Source organism: uncultured Campylobacter sp. (assembly GCF_938045225.1).
In the GTDB taxonomy this organism is placed as follows: Bacteria; Campylobacterota; Campylobacteria; order Campylobacterales; family Campylobacteraceae; genus Campylobacter_A.
This window is the reverse complement of sequence record NZ_CALINL010000152.1, coordinates 1-20,997: the sequence shown is the minus strand read 5'-3', so window position 1 is coordinate 20,997 and position 20,997 is coordinate 1. Positions and strand designations below refer to the sequence as shown.

General features: G+C 46.5%; 21 protein-coding genes and 1 pseudogene. 10 read left to right on the top strand and 12 right to left on the bottom strand.

Annotation, left to right across the window (positions count from 1 at the left end; genetic code table 11):
* The 9 genes and pseudogenes from Q0200_RS11920 to aroQ all read right to left on the bottom strand — a co-directional run.
* Positions 1-171: pseudogene (locus Q0200_RS11920) on the bottom strand (flagellar motor switch protein FliY); the annotation flags it as partial.
* The gene (fliM, locus tag Q0200_RS05705) at positions 161-1,258 is read right to left on the bottom strand and encodes a flagellar motor switch protein FliM (protein WP_297938868.1); all 1,098 of its coding nucleotides are present in this window, start codon (positions 1,256-1,258) and stop codon (positions 161-163) included. The pseudogene Q0200_RS11920 and the gene fliM, both read right to left, overlap by 11 nt.
* Entirely contained in the window at positions 1,258-1,953 is a 696-nt protein-coding gene (locus Q0200_RS05700) for an RNA polymerase sigma factor FliA (RefSeq protein ID WP_206159216.1), read from the bottom strand. The genes fliM and Q0200_RS05700 overlap by 1 nt, the downstream gene beginning before the upstream one ends.
* Entirely contained in the window at positions 1,937-2,173 is a 237-nt protein-coding gene (locus tag Q0200_RS05695) for a hypothetical protein (RefSeq protein ID WP_297938863.1), read from the bottom strand. The genes Q0200_RS05700 and Q0200_RS05695 overlap by 17 nt, the downstream gene beginning before the upstream one ends.
* 148 nt (positions 2,174-2,321) lie before the next feature.
* Positions 2,322-3,188: a MinD/ParA family protein gene (locus tag Q0200_RS05690; protein ID WP_297938860.1), complete on the bottom strand. Its 867-nt coding sequence runs from the start codon at positions 3,186-3,188 to the stop codon at positions 2,322-2,324.
* The gene (gene flhF / locus Q0200_RS05685) at positions 3,181-4,551 is read right to left on the bottom strand and encodes a flagellar biosynthesis protein FlhF (protein WP_297938871.1); all 1,371 of its coding nucleotides are present in this window, start codon (positions 4,549-4,551) and stop codon (positions 3,181-3,183) included. The genes Q0200_RS05690 and flhF overlap by 8 nt, the downstream gene beginning before the upstream one ends.
* 151 nt (positions 4,552-4,702) lie before the next feature.
* On the bottom strand, positions 4,703-5,203 hold the full coding sequence (gene folK / locus Q0200_RS05680; protein WP_297938857.1) for a 2-amino-4-hydroxy-6-hydroxymethyldihydropteridine diphosphokinase: 501 nt from the start codon (positions 5,201-5,203) through the stop codon (positions 4,703-4,705).
* Positions 5,200-6,225, bottom strand: coding sequence for a M24 family metallopeptidase (locus tag Q0200_RS05675; protein ID WP_297938855.1), 1,026 nt, complete (start codon positions 6,223-6,225; stop codon positions 5,200-5,202). The genes folK and Q0200_RS05675 overlap by 4 nt, the downstream gene beginning before the upstream one ends.
* Before the next feature lie 12 nt (positions 6,226-6,237).
* On the bottom strand, positions 6,238-6,720 hold the full coding sequence (aroQ, locus tag Q0200_RS05670; RefSeq protein WP_297938852.1) for a type II 3-dehydroquinate dehydratase: 483 nt from the start codon (positions 6,718-6,720) through the stop codon (positions 6,238-6,240).
* Between the two features lie 92 nt (positions 6,721-6,812).
* Between aroQ and Q0200_RS05665 the strand changes: the two genes are divergently transcribed.
* From Q0200_RS05665 to Q0200_RS05650, 4 genes are all read left to right on the top strand, one after another.
* Positions 6,813-8,042 (top strand): metal-dependent hydrolase, encoded by a 1,230-nt coding sequence (locus Q0200_RS05665; RefSeq protein WP_297938849.1) that lies wholly within the window; start codon positions 6,813-6,815, stop codon positions 8,040-8,042.
* 62 nt (positions 8,043-8,104) lie between these two features.
* The gene (locus Q0200_RS05660) at positions 8,105-9,514 is read left to right on the top strand and encodes a hypothetical protein (RefSeq protein WP_297938846.1); all 1,410 of its coding nucleotides are present in this window, start codon (positions 8,105-8,107) and stop codon (positions 9,512-9,514) included.
* A gap of 291 nt (positions 9,515-9,805) precedes the next feature.
* The gene (gene sppA, locus Q0200_RS05655) at positions 9,806-10,675 is read left to right on the top strand and encodes a signal peptide peptidase SppA (protein ID WP_297938843.1); all 870 of its coding nucleotides are present in this window, start codon (positions 9,806-9,808) and stop codon (positions 10,673-10,675) included.
* Between the two features lie 15 nt (positions 10,676-10,690).
* On the top strand, positions 10,691-11,443 hold the full coding sequence (locus Q0200_RS05650; RefSeq protein WP_297938840.1) for a hypothetical protein: 753 nt from the start codon (positions 10,691-10,693) through the stop codon (positions 11,441-11,443).
* 307 nt (positions 11,444-11,750) lie between these two features.
* Here Q0200_RS05650 and thiF read toward each other — a convergent pair whose 3' ends face one another.
* Entirely contained in the window at positions 11,751-12,605 is an 855-nt protein-coding gene (gene thiF, locus Q0200_RS05645; protein ID WP_297938838.1) for a sulfur carrier protein ThiS adenylyltransferase ThiF, read from the bottom strand.
* 46 nt (positions 12,606-12,651) lie between these two features.
* On the bottom strand, positions 12,652-13,743 hold the full coding sequence (ribD, locus tag Q0200_RS05640; protein ID WP_297938835.1) for a bifunctional diaminohydroxyphosphoribosylaminopyrimidine deaminase/5-amino-6-(5-phosphoribosylamino)uracil reductase RibD: 1,092 nt from the start codon (positions 13,741-13,743) through the stop codon (positions 12,652-12,654).
* Between the two features lie 686 nt (positions 13,744-14,429).
* Here ribD and Q0200_RS05635 point away from each other — a divergent pair.
* Both Q0200_RS05635 and Q0200_RS05630 read left to right on the top strand, forming a co-directional pair.
* Entirely contained in the window at positions 14,430-14,579 is a 150-nt protein-coding gene (locus Q0200_RS05635) for a DUF3137 domain-containing protein (RefSeq protein ID WP_297938833.1), read from the top strand.
* Between the two features lie 65 nt (positions 14,580-14,644).
* Positions 14,645-14,866, top strand: coding sequence for a DUF3137 domain-containing protein (locus Q0200_RS05630; RefSeq protein ID WP_297938831.1), 222 nt, complete (start codon positions 14,645-14,647; stop codon positions 14,864-14,866).
* A gap of 166 nt (positions 14,867-15,032) precedes the next feature.
* On the opposite strand, the gene bamA is transcribed toward Q0200_RS05630, so the two are convergent.
* Positions 15,033-17,303: an outer membrane protein assembly factor BamA gene (bamA, locus tag Q0200_RS05625; RefSeq protein WP_297938828.1), complete on the bottom strand. Its 2,271-nt coding sequence runs from the start codon at positions 17,301-17,303 to the stop codon at positions 15,033-15,035.
* An 80-nt stretch (positions 17,304-17,383) separates the two neighbouring features.
* On the opposite strand from bamA, the gene Q0200_RS05620 reads away from it, so the two are divergent.
* From Q0200_RS05620 to Q0200_RS05605, 4 genes are all read left to right on the top strand, one after another.
* Positions 17,384-18,214, top strand: a complete 831-nt coding sequence (locus Q0200_RS05620) for a prephenate dehydrogenase (RefSeq protein WP_297938825.1) — start codon at positions 17,384-17,386, stop codon at positions 18,212-18,214.
* A gap of 73 nt (positions 18,215-18,287) precedes the next feature.
* A complete protein-coding gene (locus Q0200_RS05615) occupies positions 18,288-19,655 on the top strand; it encodes a peptidoglycan DD-metalloendopeptidase family protein (protein WP_297938822.1) in 1,368 nt (455 codons plus the stop codon).
* A 63-nt stretch (positions 19,656-19,718) separates the two neighbouring features.
* Positions 19,719-20,603, top strand: coding sequence for a UDP-3-O-acyl-N-acetylglucosamine deacetylase (gene lpxC / locus Q0200_RS05610; RefSeq protein WP_297938819.1), 885 nt, complete (start codon positions 19,719-19,721; stop codon positions 20,601-20,603).
* Positions 20,604-20,677: 74 nt separating this feature from the next.
* Positions 20,678-20,997: glycoprotease (locus Q0200_RS05605; protein WP_297938817.1), on the top strand; the 320-nt coding region annotated here is incomplete at its 3' end.

Genomic DNA, 20,997 nt, shown 5'->3' with positions numbered 1-20,997 from the left:
ACTAATACCACCGCTTAAGGCAACACTAGCCATAACAACTGGTGGCTTTATACCATTTTGAGTAGGGGCATCAAATTCGTTTCTCTCGCCGATCTCTGGCGCTCTGCCTGTTAGTCCTTCGATGGTCGCTTTTAATTCGTTGGAGAATATATTAAAAAACTCATTCATCATCTTCTTCGGTCTCTTCTTCCATTAAATTTTCATTTGCTTCGTATGCCATCAGCTTGGCTTTTCGCTCTTCTTCGTATCTCTCTAGGATATGCTTGATCTCGTCTTTATCAGAGCGTATTAGCTGTTCGATTCTTATCGACTTTCTAAATCTATGAAGTCCAACTTCAGCCAAAAATACCTCTTTTTTATCAATGCAAACAATCGCCTTATCGTCAGCACCTCTATCAAGCCTTAAGATATCACCCTCTTTTAAATTTAAAAACTCGTTTACGCTAACGATACTTTTGCCCAGTATCGCCTCATATAGCACCTCGGCTCGCCCGATCAGCGTTTTTAGCTCTTTGTTTCGGCTCTTTTTCGCGCTCGTTTCGCCTAGCATTATGTCGCGGTTGGCTAGACGGCTTAAGATCGGTTCAAGATAGATAACCGGATAGCAGATATTTATCATGCCGCTTGAGTTGCCTACAATGATCTCCATGACGACCATTATCACGATCTCGTTTTGGCTTACGATTTGCACGACGTTTGGGCTACTTTCTTTAGCCTCGACGTTTGGGTACATATCGGTGATCATCGACCAGCTCTCTTTTAGGCGCTGCATCATCATCCTCAGGATCGCATCGAGTAAATTTACCTCGATATCGGTTAGCTCCCTACTGGTCTCAAAGCCCTCGCCGTTACCGCCTAGCAAGCGATCTATCATCGGGAATGCGATGCTCGGGTTTATCTCCAAAACGCAGTTACCGTCAAGCGGCTTGATCGAAAAGACGTTAAAGCTAGTAGGACTTGGCAAACTCATCAAAAACTCGCCGTACGTCATCTGATCGACGCTATGTAGGCGGATCTCCACGATACTTCTCATAACGCTTGAAATTTGAGAAGCCAAATTTCTCGCAAGCTTGTCGTGTATGCCCTTTATCGCGCGAAGCTGCTCTTTGCTCACGCGGTTTGGGCGTTTAAAATCGTAAATTATTACCTGCTGCTGTTCTTCTTTTTTTGATTTTTCGCCGATAGATTCGCTAGCATCGTCGTCGTCCACGACTTCTAGTAGCGCGTCTATCTCTTCTTGACTTAAAATGTCCGCCATTATTTACCCTCAAGCTTTTTTCTTATTTTTTCCATCAAGCGCTTATGTATCTGCGAGATTCTGCTTTCGGTTATTTGCAAAATTTCGCTGATCTCCTTTAAGCTCAGCTCTTCGTAATAATAAAGCTGTACGATGAGCTGATCGCGCTCCTCAAATTCGTTTAAAATTTGAGTTATCTTTTCTATCAAGTCCTCTTTTTCGACCCGCTCTAGCGTATTCTCCTCGCTCATTAGCTCCATTTGATCGTCGATGTTTAGGACGGCGACGACCGCGCTCACGTTTCTTGCTTCGCTTACTTTTTCTACGTCGATACCTAGCTTGCCCGCGATATACGCGTCGTCGGGTTCGCACTCGAATTTATTAAAATACTCATTTACCAAAGCCTCGATAGACTTTACCAAAGTGCGGTCCGAGCGACTAACCACGTCAAGCCCGCGTAAAAAATCAAGCATCGCGCCGTAAACTCGCTTTTGAGCGTAGCCCCAAAACGAGTCGTTTTGCTCTTTGTCGTATTTTCTAGAGAGCTTTACCATCTCCTCCAGCCCGGCGCCTATCAGATCGCCAACGTCGATGTGAGCGGGCAAACGCTCCTTTAGCCTAAAAGCCATCGCGCGAAGAGCGGGCGTGTAGGCTAGCACGACCTCGTCTTGTTCCTTTTTCAAATTTGAGGCATAAGGATTATGCGGCTTTTGCATTTCTTTCGCCATTTTTACCCAGCGCTTGTTTTATCAGGATATTTTCGCTAGATATCTTGCTTAAAATATTATCTATACGCTTTTCTCTTACTCCAAGTTCGGCTATAAGATAATCAGCTGCTTGTTCATATTGTTCTTTATCAAATCTCTTTTTAACCGATAATCTTACGTCGATATAGTTCATTATGATAACGTGAATCACCAGATAGTGCAAACTCACGTGACCTTTACGCCATAGGTGTCGATGAAGACTACACAATAGCCGTTTGGGTGGGTAACTTTAACGCCGAAAAAACGACTCCCGTAAAACATCCGCAAACAGTAAAAAATGCTATAAAATTTTCTGCTTTCAAAATTAAATCCTAAAATTAAAATTGCTCTATCATACGCCTAAAAAAGGCGCTAAAGCTATTGACTTGACCACCTTTAAGCACTTTTTGTTCCAATCTTGAAATAAGCCTTTGAGCTATCTGGTTTAGCTCTAAGCTCGGCAGACAAAATTCGCTATCGTCGGTAAAAAGCGTGCGTTGTTTTATACTACGAGAGACGTTTTTATCCTCGCTAATAGCGCCCAAAAACTCCAAATTTAGCGGATTTTCGATATTTGCCTTGGCTACTTTTTGAATATGCTCAAATATCCTCATCGCCTCTTTTTCGTTTTTTACCATATTAAAAACCATCAAAAGATTATCTTTGTCTTTTGAGGTAATTTTTATGACGGCGTATGCGTCCGTTATCGCGGCGGGATCGGGCATAGTGACCACCACCACCTCATCTGCCGCCTCTAAAAATAGTCGCGTGTTTCCGCCGATACCCGCGCCCGTGTCGATGATGATAAAATCAAGTCCGTCAAGGTTCGCCGACTCGGCAAAAAACTGCTCGCACAAAAATTGATTGTTAAATTTTAGTATTTCCTCGCCGCTTTCACCGGGAATCAACGTCAAATTCGGCTTTATCTCGATTAAAATATCTTTTAAGGAACATTCGCCTTTTAGCACGTGAAGCAAATTTTTATTAACGCGTACGTTTAATATAACGTCTAAATTCGCTAGCCCGATATCCGCGTCAAAAAGAGCGACTCTATACCCGCTTTTAGATAAGACGTTAGCCAAATTTGCGCTTATGGTGCTTTTGCCAACTCCGCCCTTTCCGCTGGTTACGGCGATAAAATACGTGGTTTTCGCTTTGGCTTGGGCAGCCACTATGCCTTTTAGTTTCTCGGCCTGATTATTCATTATGCTCCTTGCTAAATCCCTCTAATACGCAACTTACTAAAAATTCGCTCTTTGCTATCAAGATATCGTCCGGCACCTCCTGGCCGACGGAGAAAAAACTAACAGGCTTATTCGTCTCGTAAACAAGCGAAAATACGTTGCCGAAAATTTTAGTTTCGTCAAATTTGGTGATGATCAGGGTGTCGATATCAAGGAAGCTAAATCCGTTATAAATTTCAAGCATATCTTCAATCTTTGCTCCGGCAGAGAGCACCAGATGTACGTCTATATGCGCATCAGTACTTTTTATAAACTTTTCTAGTCTAGCTAATTTTTCTTTATCGTACTGCGAGCTACCCGTGGTATCTATGAGGATAACCTCACAGTGATTTAGCTGCTTTAGCGCGTTTTTAAAGTCCTCCACCTCGATAACGTCAAGGATCGGTAGCTTCATCATCTTTGCGTATTGAAACAGCTGCTCGACCGCGCCGATACGGTAGGTATCAAGCGTGATGATACCCGTTTTCAAGCGCTTGCCGTCTCCGTAGGCAAACCTCGCCGCGAGCTTAGCTAGGGTCGTGGTTTTACCAACTCCCGTAGGCCCCACTAGCATCATGATTTTTTGTTTTCTATCGTCCTCTTCGCTCCTGCACGGAAGCATCTTTCTAAGTAGCGAGCTAAAATATCTCCTAACCGCGGTCGGATTAGCCTTCATCTGAGGCGACATATTTTCCACGGTTATTTTCATTATCTGCTCTAGGTGTTCCTCTTTCATACCGCTATTTTTGGCGTCTTTGTAGATACCGGCAAACTCGGGCGGTATACTTAGGTTGTTTCTAGCGCCCGCTCGCTCCTCCCAGAACATATCGGCTATCATATTTACTTTTTCGCTTAGCATACTCACCTGCCTTGCGACGTCGTCGATCTTTTTATCATAGTTTTGATCTTGGCGGCTAGGCATAGTTTCTATATTTGCTATTTGGCTTATCTCCTTTGCGGCTTTTGAGATATTTAGGAGTATGTCCTCGCCGCTATTTTGGGCTGTTTTGTAGTTTTGATTTTGCGAGGCCGAATTTATGGCATTTTGTGCAAAATTTGCCGCAGCTACGGCGCTTTGAGCTTCGACTTCAAAAAGCTCGCGCTCGTCTAAAATGATCTTTTGCGGTCTTTCCTCTTTTGCCGATTGAGCGCGCAAAAACTCCTCGTAACCCTTTAAATTTTGCTTTTGAGGCTGATTTTTTTTCTGCTCGCTCGCGTCCTCTTCGACGCTAACTAAAATTTCATAAAGCGGCTTTTTGTTTATCGTCTTTGGCTGGATTTGCTTCGTCGTTACCAAGATCGCCCTCTCGCCGCACTGAGCCTGCGCCTTTTTTAGCGCTTCCATACTGCTCTCGCCGGTAAACGTATAAAACTTCGTCGCCAAATCTTCTCCTTCGTTTCTCGCCAAATTTCGCCGCCTCTAGCCAAAATCGTCGCGGCAAAGGCTATGCATTTTCCGTTCCCGCTTCAAATTTAGGCTTTGCGGCCGCTAAATTTTAAAATTTAACTCCGCTTTTACTAACGCGCTTCATCGTCCCAAGCGGCAAAATCACGCTAGCCCTGCTTTGCGCGCCCGGATGCGGTAGCGTCAGCCGCGCGTCGTTTCTGTTTCGTCCGCTAAAATACAAAATATCTATATCAAGCGTCCTGGGCGCGTTTTTAAAGCTTCTCACGCGCCCGAAACGCCTTTCTAAATTTGCCGTTATTTTTAAAATTTGCCTCGCGGCAAGGCTCGTTTGCAGGAGCGTTACGGCGTTTGTGAAATCAGCCTGTTCCTTAAACCCAAACGCCTCGTTTATGAGGAGCGCCGAGTTTTCCACGACGTGAAACCTGCTGTCTCGGCTGAGTTTAAAATGCAACCGATTAAAGCGCTTTTTCACGTCGCCGATATTACCTCCGAGCCCCAAAATAACGCTATTTTTAAAGCCCGGTTTAAAATCAAAAACCTTCGGGAAAAAGAGGCATTTGCTAAAGCGCCTCGCCCCCGCTACTCTCATAAAATTTCAGCCCCGTTTTCGCGCACGACCACGACGTCCTCGATGCGCACGCCAAACTCGCCGGGCAGGTAAATCCCGGGCTCCACGCTAAAGACCATCCCCTCTTTTAGCACGGTATCTCCGCGCTTTGAGATAAAGGGAAGCTCGTGGATATCGACTCCCACACCGTGTCCGGTGCTGTGAAAAAACGCTTCGCCAAGGCCCTGAGCAGCGATAAAATCCCTAGCCGCCGCATCGATCTCGCGCGCCTTTTTACCGGGCACTACCGCCGCGATCGCAAGAGCCTGAGCCTCTTTTACTATCTCGTAAATTTCTTGGCGTTTGGCGTTTTTAAATTTTTGCTCTTTGCCGAAGTTAAAATTTTCGTCAAAGCACGCCGTGCGCGTCCTATCGGAGCAGTAACGGTTAAATTTAACCCCCGCATCAAGCAGGAGCAAATCGCCCCGACGTAGCCGCTTTTTACCGGGCAATGCGTGCGCCTTGGCGGCGTTTTCGTTGATCGCGACGATAGGCGAAAAGCTAAGCGCGAGCTCGCCCTTTTTCTTAAAAATAAGCTCGGCGTTAAAAAACAGCTCCTCTTCGCTCATCCCTTCGCCGTTAGCGCGCACGAACGCGGCAAATTCGTCAAATCTCTGGGCGCCTAGCTGCGCCGCGCGTTTTAAAATTTTTATCTCATCCTCTGATTTTACTATTCGCGAAATTTGCGAAAAATTCGCCCGCGCCTTAAATCTTATCCCAAGCCCCTTGCTTAGAGTTTCCCACTCGCCCGCGCTAAAATCGTACGGGTTGTAGCTAAGCTCACGAACGCCCGCTTTTCGCAAAAACAGCCGCGCGTCTTTTATCAAATTTCGCTCGACCTCGATCACTTCGGTATCTTGGCAAAGCTCGCGCGCCTCGATGCTATAACGCGCATCGGTGAGGAAAAATTTGCGCCCCGCGAGACTCAAAAATATCGCGTTGTCGCAACTGTATCCGCACTCGTAAAATACGGCGTTTTCGTCCTTTAGGATAAAATTTTTCAACTTCGCCCTATCTTACTCCGCGTTTTCTCTAGCGGCCCTTAGCGCTTTTATCTGCTCGAAAATTTGCAAAATCGCAATCATAGCTAGGTGGTAGCCCACAGGCCCAAAGCCCACGATCTGTCCCGCAGTCACCGGCGCTATGAGGCTTTTTTGGCGGAATTCTTCGCGGCGGTGGATGTTGCTGATATGCACCTCGATGACCGGAAGCCCGACGGCTGCGATAGCGTCGCGGATCGCGATAGATGTGTGCGTGTAGGCGGCAGGGTTTATGATGATACCGTCAAATTCGCCGAAGCACTCTTGGATTTTATCGACGAGCTCGCCCTCGAAATTGCTCTGAAAAAACTCGATCTCGATGCCGTTTTGCTCGGCAAAAAGCTTCATCTGTCCGTGGATATCCTCCATCTTCATTGAGCCGTAGATATCAGGTTCGCGCGTGCCTAGCATGTTGATATTCGGGCCTTGGATGACCATTAGTTTAGATTTTGTTTCCATTTTTAGCCTTTTAAAAGATTTAAATTTAGCCTTGATTATACATTTTTTAAGCTAAATTTTCGCTACAATCACGAAAAATAGGAGCTTAAAAAATGATCATCGTTAAACCGAAATTTACAATGCTATGCGACGAAAATTTTACCGTTTTAGAGGACGGGGCGGTTGCCTTTGATGAGCGTATCCAGGCGGTCGGAGAGGCCGAGGAGCTGCGCAAAAGATACGAGGGCGCGCAGTTTTTTGAGTATCCGGACGCCGTTTTAGCGCCTGCTTTTATCAACCCGCACGTGCATCTAGAGTTTAGCGCGAACAAAACCAGCCTCGTTTACGGCGATTTTTTAGAGTGGCTAAGCTCGGTTATCGCCTCTCGAGTCGCGCTCTCGCAGGCGGCAAACGACGCCGTCATCGCCTCTGCGATAAAAACCATGCAGCGTAGCGGCGTAGCGAGCTTCGGAGCGGTTTCTAGCTTTGGCGGGGATTTGGACGCATGCGCAAACTGCGACGGTAGGGTCGTGTTTTTTAACGAAATTTTAGGCACGAACGAAGCCGCGTTAGAGCAAAGCTTGGCAAATTTTACCGCCCGATTTGAAGCGTCGCAAAAGCGCAAAAGTCCGCTTTTTACGCCCGCGATTTCGGTACATTCGCCCTACTCTACGCACCCTGATTTAGCCGCCGCTGTGCTAAATTTAGCTCGCAAGCGGGACTTAGTCGTCTCGACGCATTTTATGGAGAGCGAACACGAAAAAAGCTGGCTAGAGGGCGGCTCGGGCGGCTTTAAAGAGTGGCTTGGCAAATTTAACCCCGCCGCGCGTCCGCTTTATACGCCAAGCTCGTTTGTAGCGATGTTTGCAGGCATTCGCACTCTTTTTACGCACTGCGTTTGGGCGGATGATTTTTCGGGCTTTGACCATGAGCTTCACAGTCTCACACACTGCGCGGTTTCAAACAGGCTGCTTAGCAAACGCACGCTAAATTTACGCGCCGCGCTGGATGCCGGAATGAGCGTAAACATCGGCACGGACGGCCTTAGCTCAAATATAAGCTTAAATTTCCTTGACGAACTGCGGGCAAATTTGCTCATTCATGCAGATTTTGATCCGCTAGAGCTTGCTAAAATTTTACTCTTAGCCTCGACTAAAAACGCCGCAAGCGCGCTAAATTTGGAAGTAGGCGAGATAAAAGAAGGCAAGCTAGCCGACCTCGCGCTCTACGGCGGTTTTGCAGACGCTGACGCGACGCAGCTGCCTCTCATGCTGATCTTGCACACGAGGGGCTGCGAGCGGCTATTTGTTGGCGGCGTGGAGGTAAATTTAAAGCAAATTTAGCGACGATTTAAATTTGCCGCCCCGCCAGAGGCACGCCGCAAAGCGAATTTAAAGGAGAAAAAATGGAAACCAAAATCGGCGATCTCTTCGCTGTAAAGCTTAAGAGGCGGGACGCGTATTTTACCGCGCAGATCCTAAGCGCTCAGATGGGGCTCGTCGCGCTCGTTTTGGACGGCTTTACGAGCGTGCTGCCCAGCCTAAAAGAAGCGGCTAAGCTTAAGCCGTTTTACTTCGATCATCACTTTTGGGAGCGCGGAGAATTTTATCTCGGCACGGATGAAATTTTAGATGCCGAGCCCGTTTTCATCGGCAATGCCGCTTCGATTTGCGAGCCGTCCGAGTGCGTGAGCCTGCAAAGCATCGAACAGATCTACATGCAGCTTGCATGGAACGAGCTTCCCAAGGATATTCGCGCCAAATTTAAATCCGCTCGCAAGAAAAAACTTGAAATTTCGCAGCCCCAAAGCAGAGAATTCTACGCCGATTTAGCGCATAAAAATCCGTTTTGCTACGAGATAAAAAGCGCGGTTTGGGATGAAAATTTGAAAAATTTTTTAGAAGCGACGCCGATGATGACGCAGCTTGAGCTAAACTGCGCCGGCAAAAGCCTAGATATCTCGCGCACGCGCTTGCAGCAGCTCGTCTTGCACGCAAGCGGCACGGAGGAAATCACACTAAACGGCTCGCTGTGGCGACTCGCGATAAATGGCGATACCTCGCGGCTAAAGAGCGCGCACTGCCCCTTTGACGGTGAGCTTTTGAGTGTTCAGCTAGAGCTAAACGGCGGCGAGTTTTGCATTCGCGGGCTTGAAAAACTGCGCGATCTACGGATATTTTCGCGGCGCGGCGAGTGTATAGATCTTGCACGCGTTGCGGCGAGTTTTCCGAATTTGCGCGAAATTTTTATTAATGCGCAGGGCGGCACGCTAAACAATATCGACGCGCTTGTCAAATTTAAACACCTAAAAGACGTTTGGCTTAGCGACGTTTATGGATTTGAAAATTTCCCGACAAAGGCGCAGCTGCCACACCTAAAGCGTCTTTGGCTCTGGTCAGCACCCAAAAGCGCCTGTGAGGCGGCTAGAGCGCAGTTTAAAGACATAGAAAACTTCACAATCAGACAACCGCGAAGCAAGCAGTGGCTAGCGGCGAATTTAAACAACCCGCTACGCGGCTGGGACGGCAGAGAGGGTATAAGCGCGGCGACAGCCAAAAAGACTATGAAAGCTTACGTAGATGCGCATAAGAAGCTAAGCGCGCTAGAAGCAGAATCCGCAAGCAATGAGCTTAAGACCGAAAAAACTGAAATTTTAAAAGAATTTATCGCCGTTTTTAACGCGATAGATGCCAAGCATAGCATCGACACCATGGAGCGCGAGGAGATTTGGGAGGCGTTTTGCAAGCTGGCCGAGTTTGCGGCGGTGGATGCAAAAGCCCAAGATGAAATTTGGGAATCAAATGCAGAATTCTAGCCCGTCGCCGGCATTATGTACGCTTTAAAGCAAGTTAAATCAAAACCAATTTTTACGCAAATTTAGACATCGAGTTTAAGGCTAAATTTGCGCTTTTAAACTAATCCAAACAAAATACGTCGCCAAATTTAATCAAACGACGAGTAAAATTTGACACACGCTAGAGAATATTAAAAATTTAGCCGCAAAATTTAACTCCGCGTCTCAAAACCGGCTCGCTAGCTAAATTTATAAATTTAAATGGTAAAATGCGCCCGAATTTCACGAAAACGATAAATTTAAAGGAAAAAAATGGGATTTTTGAGATTTATTTTTGCGCCGATTGCGGCGATTTTTAGGTTTATAAACACCTATTTTAAGGCGATGCTGTTTTTACTCATCGTCTTTTTGATATTTTTTAGCGGTAAGGGCGAAAACGTAAATCCGCCCAACCTAACCCAGATAAATCTATCGGGCGCAATCATGGACGCGGGCGAAGCGCTAGAAAAGATCGAGGCCGCGCGCAAGGACGGCGATATAAAGGGCGTGCTGCTTTATATCGACAGCCCGGGCGGCGCGCTGGCGCCTAGCGTCGAGCTGCACCTAGCGATCAAAAATCTACGCGCCGCAAAGCCCGTGGTCGCGTATGCGGGGGGATCGATGACGAGCGGCAGCTACTACGCGGGTGCCGGCGCAAACAAAATTTTGGCAAATCCGGGCGCATTTATCGGATCGATCGGCGTGATAATGCAAGGCGCCGACGCTAGCGAGCTAGCGGCTAAAATCGGCGTCTCGCAACAAGTCGTAAAGGCGGGTGAGTATAAAGAGGCGGGAACCTTTGTGCGCCAGTGGAGCAAAATCGAGCGCGAGCAGTTGCAAGAGCTCGTAAACGCCAGCTACGAGATGTTCGTAAGCGACGTGGCGGCGGATAGAAATCTAGACGCAAACAAAAGCAAAGAGTGGGCCAACGCGCGGGTATTTCTCGCTCGCGACGCCGCAAAACTCGGGCTCATCGACGAGGTGAGCGATTATTATTCGGCGCGTGCCGAACTAGAAAAGCTAAGCGGCGTGACCGAGCCCGTCTGGGCAAAGCCGTCCGTTTACGAAAAAGCGATGCAAAAATTTATAAATCAGGGCGCAAACTCGCTAATCTCGGCATTTTTTGAAGCTAAGACAAGGTAAATTTAAAGGCGCGGCGTGAAAATAATCTCGAAATTTAAAGATAATTACGACTTTATGGTATCAAAATACGGCCTTGACGAGACGTTGGTCTACGACCGTAGAAACTCGACTCTCGTCGCCGCCGATGAGCTATGGAAACTGAGCAAAATAGACAAAATGGATTTTGAAAAGAAACTGGGCGGCTACCGATTTACTGACGGTAAATTTATAAATTTAAACAAAACCGACGTCAATGAAGTTCCGCGCCTGCTGCACTCCATCATCTTTATCGATCAAAATTTGGTCCATATTTTCGCCGCGCGGGGCAAGATTTACACGAGCCTTGATCTTAAAGAAACCGATAATAAAACCAAAATATTGACGTTTAACGACGGTTTTCGCGCCTATCCCGTTTCGCAGTTTCGGCAAACCAGCGATTATGCTACGAGAAAGGATATTTTACTCGACATAAAATACCCCCTAGGCGCCACCTGCGAAAAATCGTTAAAAAATATCGTTCGCGGCGGTAAAGCGATAAGCGCAGACGAGATTTTAAATGCGCCGATCGTGCTTTTTAAAAAAACGAAAACTACCGACTTCGTAGCGATAAATCCGCAACTTAGCGCGATGGGACTTTATATAGATGCCGATTTCGTGTGGCAAAACTTAGTAGAGTTTTTATCCGCCAAAAAGGACGCCTCCACCCCGGTAGGCGCAATCCCAAACGATATAAAAATCGCCGGCAATGGCTTTGACGTAAAACGCTCGTTTCGTCCGAAGATGAAGTAGCGCAGATAAATTTTGCCTTCTTGCGAGGCAGGAGCTCATTTGGATTAAATTTTGCGATGAAATTTGAAACTAAACTTCGGTGCGACCAGCCAAGCGCAAATAGCTAATTCAAATATCAGGCAAGTAAATTTTATCCGATTTTAGTACAAATTTGCGAGCCAAATTTGACGTAGCCAAACACAAACCCTCAACTTTATCGCAACGAAATTTGCTCAAATTTAGCGAAATCAAAAACTTGCCAAAGCTAAATTTGAGCGCGAGTTAAAAATGCCAAACCACTCGCCAAACGCCGCTCCCGCAGTCAAATTTAAACCTCCTCAAGCCCCATCAAAAGCCTGATGGCGAGGTTTGCTTGATGATTTGCGCAGATAGCCACGCGCGCAGCCATGAGCCCCTGTCCTACGCCCGCAGCGTTTTGCAGATCGCCGCACAGATAGACGTTTCGCGCAAATTTGACCGTTTTTATGAGATTTGAGCTAAAGTGCCCCGCCATGCCCGACGCGCCGACGATCTTTTTATCCCGCAGACTAGCTCCGGCTTCATTTACCATCATCGCCTTGCCCGCGACGTTGTCAAAGGCCTCGCAGATGACGCTGCACGGCGCGAAAATCTCGGCGACGTTGCTCGCATCTAGCGTCACGTCGTGCGTCACGACCTCGACGAATGGATTTACCTCGGCGATGAGCTCTTTTAGCGCGTCCGTTTTTTTCATGCCGATGTGGCGGACGAAGTACTGCTGGCGGTTTAGGTTGCTAGGCTCCACGACGTCAAAGTCGGCCAGCACGAGCTTGGCGACGCCCGTGCGAGCTAGGCTTAGCGCGATATTTGAGCCAAGACCGCCCAGCCCGGCCACGCCCACGCAGCCGCTAGCTAGCGCCGCGTTTAGCTCGGGGCTGTTCCTGGAGGCGATCATAGCTTTTAGCACTTCGCGCCCAGGCATCACGCCCCGCCTGATAAATACTACATTTGAGCCCTCTTTTAGCTCCAAATTTTCCTTCGTCGCAAAGCCGTCTAGGATAAAGATATCGGGCTCGCTCGCGTTAAATTTGGCTAGAAATTTATACATCTCGCCATTTTTATCGCCCAGAGCCTCGTTTTTTAGCTCATCCATCGTGTTTGCCGCGACATGGAATTTCTCTCCGTTTAGCGTTATCTCTTTCATTTTTCTCCTTTAAATTTACAAAATCATAGCGCAAATTTGACGCGCTCTAGCCTAAATCCCGCTCGATCCTATACCATCCGTAAACGTCGCCGCCAAGCTCGCCGTGAAATAGCGGTTTGAGTTTTAAATTTAGCCTTACCGCGGGCGCGTCCAAAAACTCGCTAGAGCGGTAGAGCAGTAGCCATTTTACGCGTTCGTCTAGGGCTTTTAGCGCGTTTTCGCCCCCCTCAAACATCGTTAAGCGCGGCGCGAAAGCTTCATTTATGTCGTTTGTTACGCGCACGCTCCTGCCCATCACGCCAAAAAGCGGTATAGACGCATCAAACTCTCGCGCGCGCGAGTAGATCATCACGTTTGGATTTTTGCCGCGCTCTATCAGCCTGGTATCGAGCCTCGGGCGGTCGGTGCGGACGGTGGCTCCGCCGATAACTAGCAGCTCGGCCGCGCTGCGAAGGCGGTGAGAGTGGGTGCGGCTAGCTAAATTTGAGATGATCTTGCTCTGCGCGGTACCTACTGCAACGCCGTTTGCGCTAAGGGCGAGCTTGAAAAAGCTAAAATTCCCCCTCTGCCACGTTAGAAACGGCTCTACCAGCTCATCCGCCTCACGCCTTAGCACACCAAATTTGACCGCTACGCCGCCGCTTTTCAGGATATCCGCACCGCCGCTTGCTACGGCATTTTCGTCGCCTCTAGCGATAACGACTTCGGCAAATTTTAGCTGCTTTAAAAGCTCGGCACAAGGCGGAGTTTTACCGCGGTGAGCACATGGCTCGAGCGTCACGTAGGCCTTGGCGCCTTTTAGCAGATCGCCGTGATTTTGCAGGATGTATTCGTAGGTGAAATTTGGCTGTAAGTCCGCATTTTCAAGCTCGGCCGCGTTTTCAAATTTTACACCAAAAGCCGCGTTATACTCGCGCAAAAAATCGCTCAAAAATGCCTCGCTTTTTTTGCAAAGCGCCAAAAGAATCGCGCTTGGCTCGGCGTGTAAAAAGCCCGCCTTTTTATGCGTGGCGACTGAAAGCAGCCTGCCGCCGGCGTCTAAAACCACACAACCGACGGCTGGATTTGGATAGGTTAAAATTTGAAACTCCCAAGCCTTTTTTATCGCTAGAGACATGTAAAATTCGTCGTTTATCATCGCTGCCGCCTAGTTAAATTTGGGGTATTATACTAAAATTTGCGCGGCTGATTTTTAAATTTAGCGACTTATTTTTACTATTTTGATCTCCAAACCCGCACCCTTACAGCGTAAATTTCGCTAAGATTCGCTCCAAACGTAAAACCCCAAAAGAGGCAAAATTTGAACATAAACGAAGCCATAGAGGCAACCGCAAAAAAGCAAAGCGAATGCAAAAGGCGATATATTAAAAGCGTAATTCTTGGACTCTTCTTTACTTTCGGCGTGCTTTTGATAGGAGGTGAGATCGTTATGTATATATTCGACAGCAGCGGAGCTAGAGATTTATTTGCAGCCGTCTATTTCCCGTTTATCATTCTTGCTATTAACATATCCGCATACTATGCGCTAGATGCAGAAAAAGATTATACGAGTTTTTTAAAAATACGTTCATTCGCATTGCGATAAAAGACGTAAATCCAACCTTTAAATACGATCCCCAAGCAGGCATAACCGAAAAAGAATTTAGAGAAATCAATATTTATTCACGCGACAGATTTCGCGCCGAAGATCAAATCAGCGGCATTTATAATGGCGTCAAATTTAGTCTCAGCGAAGCGATCGATATCCCAAATGACTCGAAGCTAAATTTAGGCGACTCGGCGACATTAAATTTACTCTCCGCGATAATTTTTGCGTGGGAGTCAATGAAGGATATGCAGGCCTTTAGCGGCTCGGTCTTGGTCTGCGAGTTTTATAAGAAATTTAATGGTCAAACGATAGTGGCAAGTCGCACTCTAAACACTAAATTTTTAGGCGAAAAAGAGCAGATGGACGATACTCTTTTTAACGATTAATTTAGAGTTTTACGGACGATAAGGTTGAAGCAAGATATCTTTTGACTCCTACGTTTATGAGACGTTTGTACGAGCTAAAGGAAAAATTTGCAGGAGACATGGGAGTGAGCGCTGCGTTTATGGACGATAAATTTTACCTATTTTTAAACGGAGCGGAAAATAAATTTGAGACGACGCTCTTTTCGCCGTCGCCTAGCCTTGAGGACGCCGTGCGGATAAAAAAGGAAATTTCAGATTTTTTATCTATCATAGACGAGTTAAATTTGAACCTTGATATTTTTAAGTGAGGGCAAATTTGACGGCTTAGATGATTGGGGATTTTATAGATAAATTTAAATCGCAACGCAAATAAGGCAAAATTTACTGTAAATTTATATCGAGATAAAAGCTGTATTTATGGATAGAAAGTTAAAAACGGCGTCTTATAAACCAAAACGCCGTTTTATTGTAATATTAGAAACGTTGTCCGATAGTAAATTCAAACGTACTCGTATCGTCGCCGTCTTGCTTTTTGAGCGGTTTGGCAAAGATTAGTTGTAACGGTCCCATAGGCGTTACCCACTCGATACCGGCGCCCGCACTGTATCTGCTGATGCGTCCGTCGATATGATCTACGATGCCCGGAGCCGTGACGTTTGCGATCTTGCCGTGGATCACGCCGTAGTCAAAGAACAGCACGCCACGCATCTTTACGCGCTCTATTAGCGGGAAGCTAAGCTCGGCCGAGCTATTAAACGACATATCGCCGCCCGTCTCATACCAGCTGCCGCTAGAGACTTTGACTTTAGGAGAGACGGTTCTGCTCTCAAAACCGCGTAGATTTCTGATACCGCCTAGATATAGTCTCTCGTTGATAGGCACCCAGCCGCGATCCCAAATTTTACCGAAGCTTGATTTAAACCTGAAAATAAGGTCGTAGTCCACCCACTCTCTGATGCCCTGATACCAGTTGAAATTCGTTCTACTCTTTAAAAATTTCTCATCGCCGCCCACGCCCGCAAACTCTAGGCTAGTGCTTGCGATGATACCGGTGCGAGGCAGGTAATAATCATCCGTGCTGTTATATGTAATAGACGGTATGAGCGAGCTTTTTAGGCTCTTGCCGTCTTTGTACCCGACGGTTTTTAGCACGTCGCTAAGTCCGCTAATACGGCTCTGTTCGATTATATAACCCAAAGACGCGCTTAGATTTCTAGTTAGTTTTCTACCCACGACGACGTTTAGACCGTATGATTTCTCGTCGTAGTTATTCCAGCTATAGTCGTTAGCATAAAGAGTACCGCCAAGGCTGTACTCTGAGTCAAAAAGGCGCGGGTTGGTTAAACCTATCTGACCTGAGAGCTCGTTGTCGCTTCTATCCACGCTTATGACGCCCTTCATACCGCTACCAAATACGTTCGTATCCGACACGCTCGCGTTAAGTAGCAAGCCGTCCGAGCTGCCGTAGCCGATACCGCCGCTAATAGAGCCGGTGGAGGCTTCTTTTACTTTTACGAGCAGATCAACTTGGTTTGCTCCGACGCGCTGCTCCTCGATCTCAACCTCGTCAAAATAGCTCGTTCGCCTTAGAGCGTCCTTGCTGTCTTGCAGGTCGGTTCTACTGTATAAATTTCCCTCCGTGAGGTATAGCTCGCGTCTGACGACTCTATCTACGGTTCTATCGTTACCTGAAATTTGCACGTTTCTTATATATACTTTTTCGTCCGGTAAAACCTCATAGACGATACTAACAGTCTTGTCCTCGACGTTTTTCTCGGTTTTTGGATTTATCCTTACAAACGCATAGCCCTTATCCGCTACCATATCGTCGAGCTTTTTCATATCTTGTCTTAGGCGAGCGGAGTTCATCACGTCGCCGCTTTCCAGCCTAAAGTCTTTTAAAATTTTCTCTTTATCAAGCTCTAAAAACTCAGGCGCTTCGATATCTACGCTAGATACCCTATACTGCTCGCCCTCGGTCACGTAGTAGGTGAGGTCTGCGGTGTAGTTATCCATATAGGCGTTTAGATACGGGTTTGAGACGGTGGCGTCTAGGTAGCCTTTTTGGTAGTATTTATCTTGGATTCTCGCAGGATCGTTCGGTAGCTCGAAAAGCTTAACCTTGCCGTCGTTTCTGCCCCACATCCAACCCATAAATTCGCGCTCTTTGTTCGCCACCACAGGCTCTACGTCATCATAATCAAAAAGCTTTGCGCCGACTAAATTTACGTTTTCTATTATGATATTTTCGCCGCGGTTTATGTTCATCGTGACAAAAAGACTGCTTTCATTGCCTGCCACCGGCTCTTTTGTTACGTCTATGACCGTGTCGAAGTAGCCTTTTGACTCGTAGTACTGCCTGATGCGCTCTTTTGCGCGCTCGATGGCTAACTCGTCGTACATATTGCCTTGCTTGATGTTGATTAGTCCGTCGATGGCGGTTTTATCGTTAGTCACTACGCCTTTGATATCGATACGAGCGATGCTAGGCTTTTCTTTTACCGTTACGGTCACGTCGCCGCCCTTGTTTTCGATGTAGATATCGTCGAAATAGCCCTGTCTAAACAGCTTTGCGATCGCCCTATCCGTGCTATCGACATTTAGCTCGTCTCCGACTTTTAGCCCCATTATCTCCTTTGCAGTTTCTGGAGACAGATGCACGAGACCTTTAAAATTTATGGAAGTTATCTGCTCGGCATTCGCCAAAACTGCGCCCAAAAGTAGTAGAAAAACGCTTTTTTTCATTGATTTAACCTAAAAATGATGATAAGGCTGTATAATAGCACATTTTATTTTTAAACAATATAAATTTAAAAGGCGAATTTATGAAAATCGGTATCGTAGGCCTAGGACTCATCGGCGGCTCGCTAGGTCTTAGCCTAAAAAACGAAAAACTAATCAGCTGCGTTAGCGGCATGGATCTAAGCAAAGAGCACGAAAAACAGGCGATGCAGCTCGGCCTCGTGCATGAAATTTTAACCCTTGAGCAGATGAAGCAAAAGTGCGATATGATATTTCTAGCCATCCCAGTCGAAGGCATCATAAAAATCGTCAAAGAATTTGAAGGCATCGGCGAAAACACGACCATCATCGATCTTGGTAGCACTAAGCAAAAAATAATCGAAGCCGTACCCGAGAGCATCAGGCAAAATTTCATCCCCGCTCACCCGATGGCAGGCACCGAGTACTCCGGTCCGACCGCCGCGTTTTCTGGGCTTTTTAAAGACGCCGTCGTAGCCATTTGCGACTTTAAAGAAAGCGGCGAGATGCACGTCAAGCGCTCGGTCGAGCTGTTTTCGCACCTGGGCATGAAGATCATTTTTATGAGCGCGGCGGAGCACGATCATCACGCCAGCGTCATCTCTCACCTACCCCACGCTATCAGCTTTTCGCTAGCTAGCAGCGTACTAAAAAAGGAAAACAAAAAAAATATCATCGCGCTAAGTGGCACGGGATTTAACGGCATGATCAGGATCGCCAAAAGCTCGCCCGTGATGTGGACGGATATCTTTAAACAAAACAAGCAAAATTTGATAAATTCGATAGACCTTTTCAAAAAAGAGCTTGACGAATGCGAAAATTTAATCAAAAACGAGCAGTGGGACGAGCTGCGAGAATGGATGGGAGAAGCTAGAAAAATACGTGAAATTTTATAAATTCAGGCGCAAATTTACCTTAAATTTATCGCTTTTTAGTAAAATCGGTCTCTTTAAGATTTAGGAGATTTTTATGAAAAGACGCGGCAATCCGAATTTGATATTTTTCGGCGTTATTATTTTACTTTTAGTTGCGGCGATAGCTTTTTTATTTACCTCAAAAACATTTGAACGCGAAGCACCAAGTATAGCCATCTCAGATCAAATTTACTGGAATCTAACCTCTCCTCTGCCGATCAAAATAACCGACGAAGGCGGCGTGAAATCAGTTAAAATTTCGCTTATAGACGAAAAAGGCAGCGTAAATTTATTGACTCAAAAATTTGAAGCGCCGTCTGAAATCGTCGATTTAAATTTGACCTTTCCCAAAACAGGATTTGGCGCGCAAAAAGATATCTACAACATCGTAATCGAGGCCACCGATACTAGTAAATGGGGATTTTTCTTCGGCAACACGCAAAAAAAAGAGGTCAAAATCACCGTCGATAACAAAAAACCCGACGTAAACATCCTAAACCACTCATACGCCATCACTAAAGGCGGTAGCGCGACGGTCGTGTTTAAGGCGACTGACGAGATGCTAAAAGAGGTCTATATCGAGACGAACTACGGTAAAAAATTTATCCCGAGCAAATTCGTAAAAGAGGGCTACTATGCTTCTTTAGTCGCTTGGCCGGCACAGCAAGGCTCGTTTAGCGCCGATGTCGTGGCGCTTGACGCGGCGGGAAATATAACCAAAAGCAAGATAAGATTTTTCTACCAAGACAAAAAATACCGCACCTCAAAGATAAAACTAGACGGTCAGAGTAGATTTTTAAACGAAAAAATCCCGGAACTAGCGCAGCAATACGCAAAAAATTATGACGCAATGAGCAATCTGGAAAAGATGAAATTCGTCAATGAAAATCTCCGCGAGGCAAATGAAAAAATAATCTCGCAAATCGCCGCAAAAGTCGAAATAGACGCGGCGGAAAATTTTAGCGTGAATAAATTTTACCCGCTTAAAAACGGCAAAGCTGTAGCGAGCTTTGGCGACCACAGATATTATACCTTTGAGGATAAAGACGTGAGCGAAAGCTGGCACATGGGCATCGACCTAGCCTCGACGCAAAGAGCCGATATCGTCGCTAACAACGACGGCACGGTCGAATTTGCAGCAGATAACGGCATTTATGGACGCAACATCCTGATAAATCATGGATTCGGGCTATTTTCACTCTACGGGCACTGCAGCTCGCTAAACGTCAAAGCAGGCGACTCCGTCAAGGCCGGCGACATCATTGCAAACACCGGAGTTACGGGCTTAGCGATGGGCGATCACTTGCACTTTGGCATGCTGGTGCAAGGCATAGAAGTGCGCCCCGAAGAGTGGATGGATAACGGCTGGATGAAGGATAACGTCACCGGCGTTTTAAGCGCGGCCAAAAAAATGGTCGAATAAATTTGCCATTTTGTTGTAAATTTGTTGTATAATGGCAAGAATGAGAAAAATAAGGGCGAAAATTTGAAACAAACAACTATAAAATCAGCCGTAGAAGGCGTAGGCATCGGACTTCACAAGGGCGAACCGATAAAAATCACGCTTGAGCCGCTCGGTGCAAATTCGGGGATAATATTTTACAGAAAAGACCTCGGAGTGAGCTTTAAAGCGGAGCCAAAAAATGTGATAAACACTCAAATGGCTACCGTTATCGGCGGCAAAGAGGGCTACGTCTCGACGATCGAACATCTCCTTAGCGCGATAAACGGCTACGGCATCGACAACATCCGTATCGTCCTAGACGCCAACGAAGTTCCAGTCATGGACGGCTCGGCGATAAGCTACTGCATGATGCTCGATGAAGCCGGCACGGCGGAGCTTGACGCGGACAAAAAAGTAATCGTAATCAAACACCCGGTAGAAGTAAATAAAAACGGGAAATTCGCCAGAGTAACGCCGTCGAATAACCCGAAATTCGACTTTACTATCAAATTTGCCCACCCGATAATCGGCGAGCAAAACAACGTGTTTGAGTTTAGTAAACAAGCCTACATCGAGGAGATCGCGCGCGCTAGAACGTTTGGATTTTTAAAAGACGTGCAGATGCTAAGAGCGCAAAATTTAGCTCTCGGCGGCAGCCTAGATAACGCCGTGGTTATCGACGATAATAAAATTTTAAATCCCGAAGGTCTGCGCTTTGAAAACGAATTCGTTCGTCATAAAATTTTAGACGCGATCGGCGATCTAAGCCTGATGGGTGCGCCATTGATGGCTGACTATACGAGCTTTGCGGGCAGTCATGAGCTAAACCACGAGCTAACGCTAGCTATCCTAAGCGACGATAAAAACTACGAAATCGTCACGCTAAAAGGCGATTTTGCGCGCGAATATCAAAAGGTATTTGCATAAAAAATATCCAAATTTTAGTTATCGCTCTTAGCTCGCCGCTAATCGTTGGCATTTATGACGAAAACGGCGAGCTTATGGAGCAAATTTCTAGCGAAAAAAAATCCGACGTCTCCCTTGTAAAAATAATAGACGAGATCTTAAACGGCGGCAAATTTAATCTACAAAAAATCATCTACGCAAACGGCCCGGGAAGCTTTATGGGCGTGAAGGTCGCCTACGTCGTTTTAAAGACGATTAGCATCGTGAAAGAGTGCGAATTTTACGCAGTTAGCGGCTTTGAGCTAAACGGCGGCGCACCGATACGGGCGAATAAAAATTTAAGCTTCGTAGATACTCCTTATGGCGTCAAACTGCAGAAAGCGCAAGCTGGCGAATTTGGCTTGCCGCAAAATTT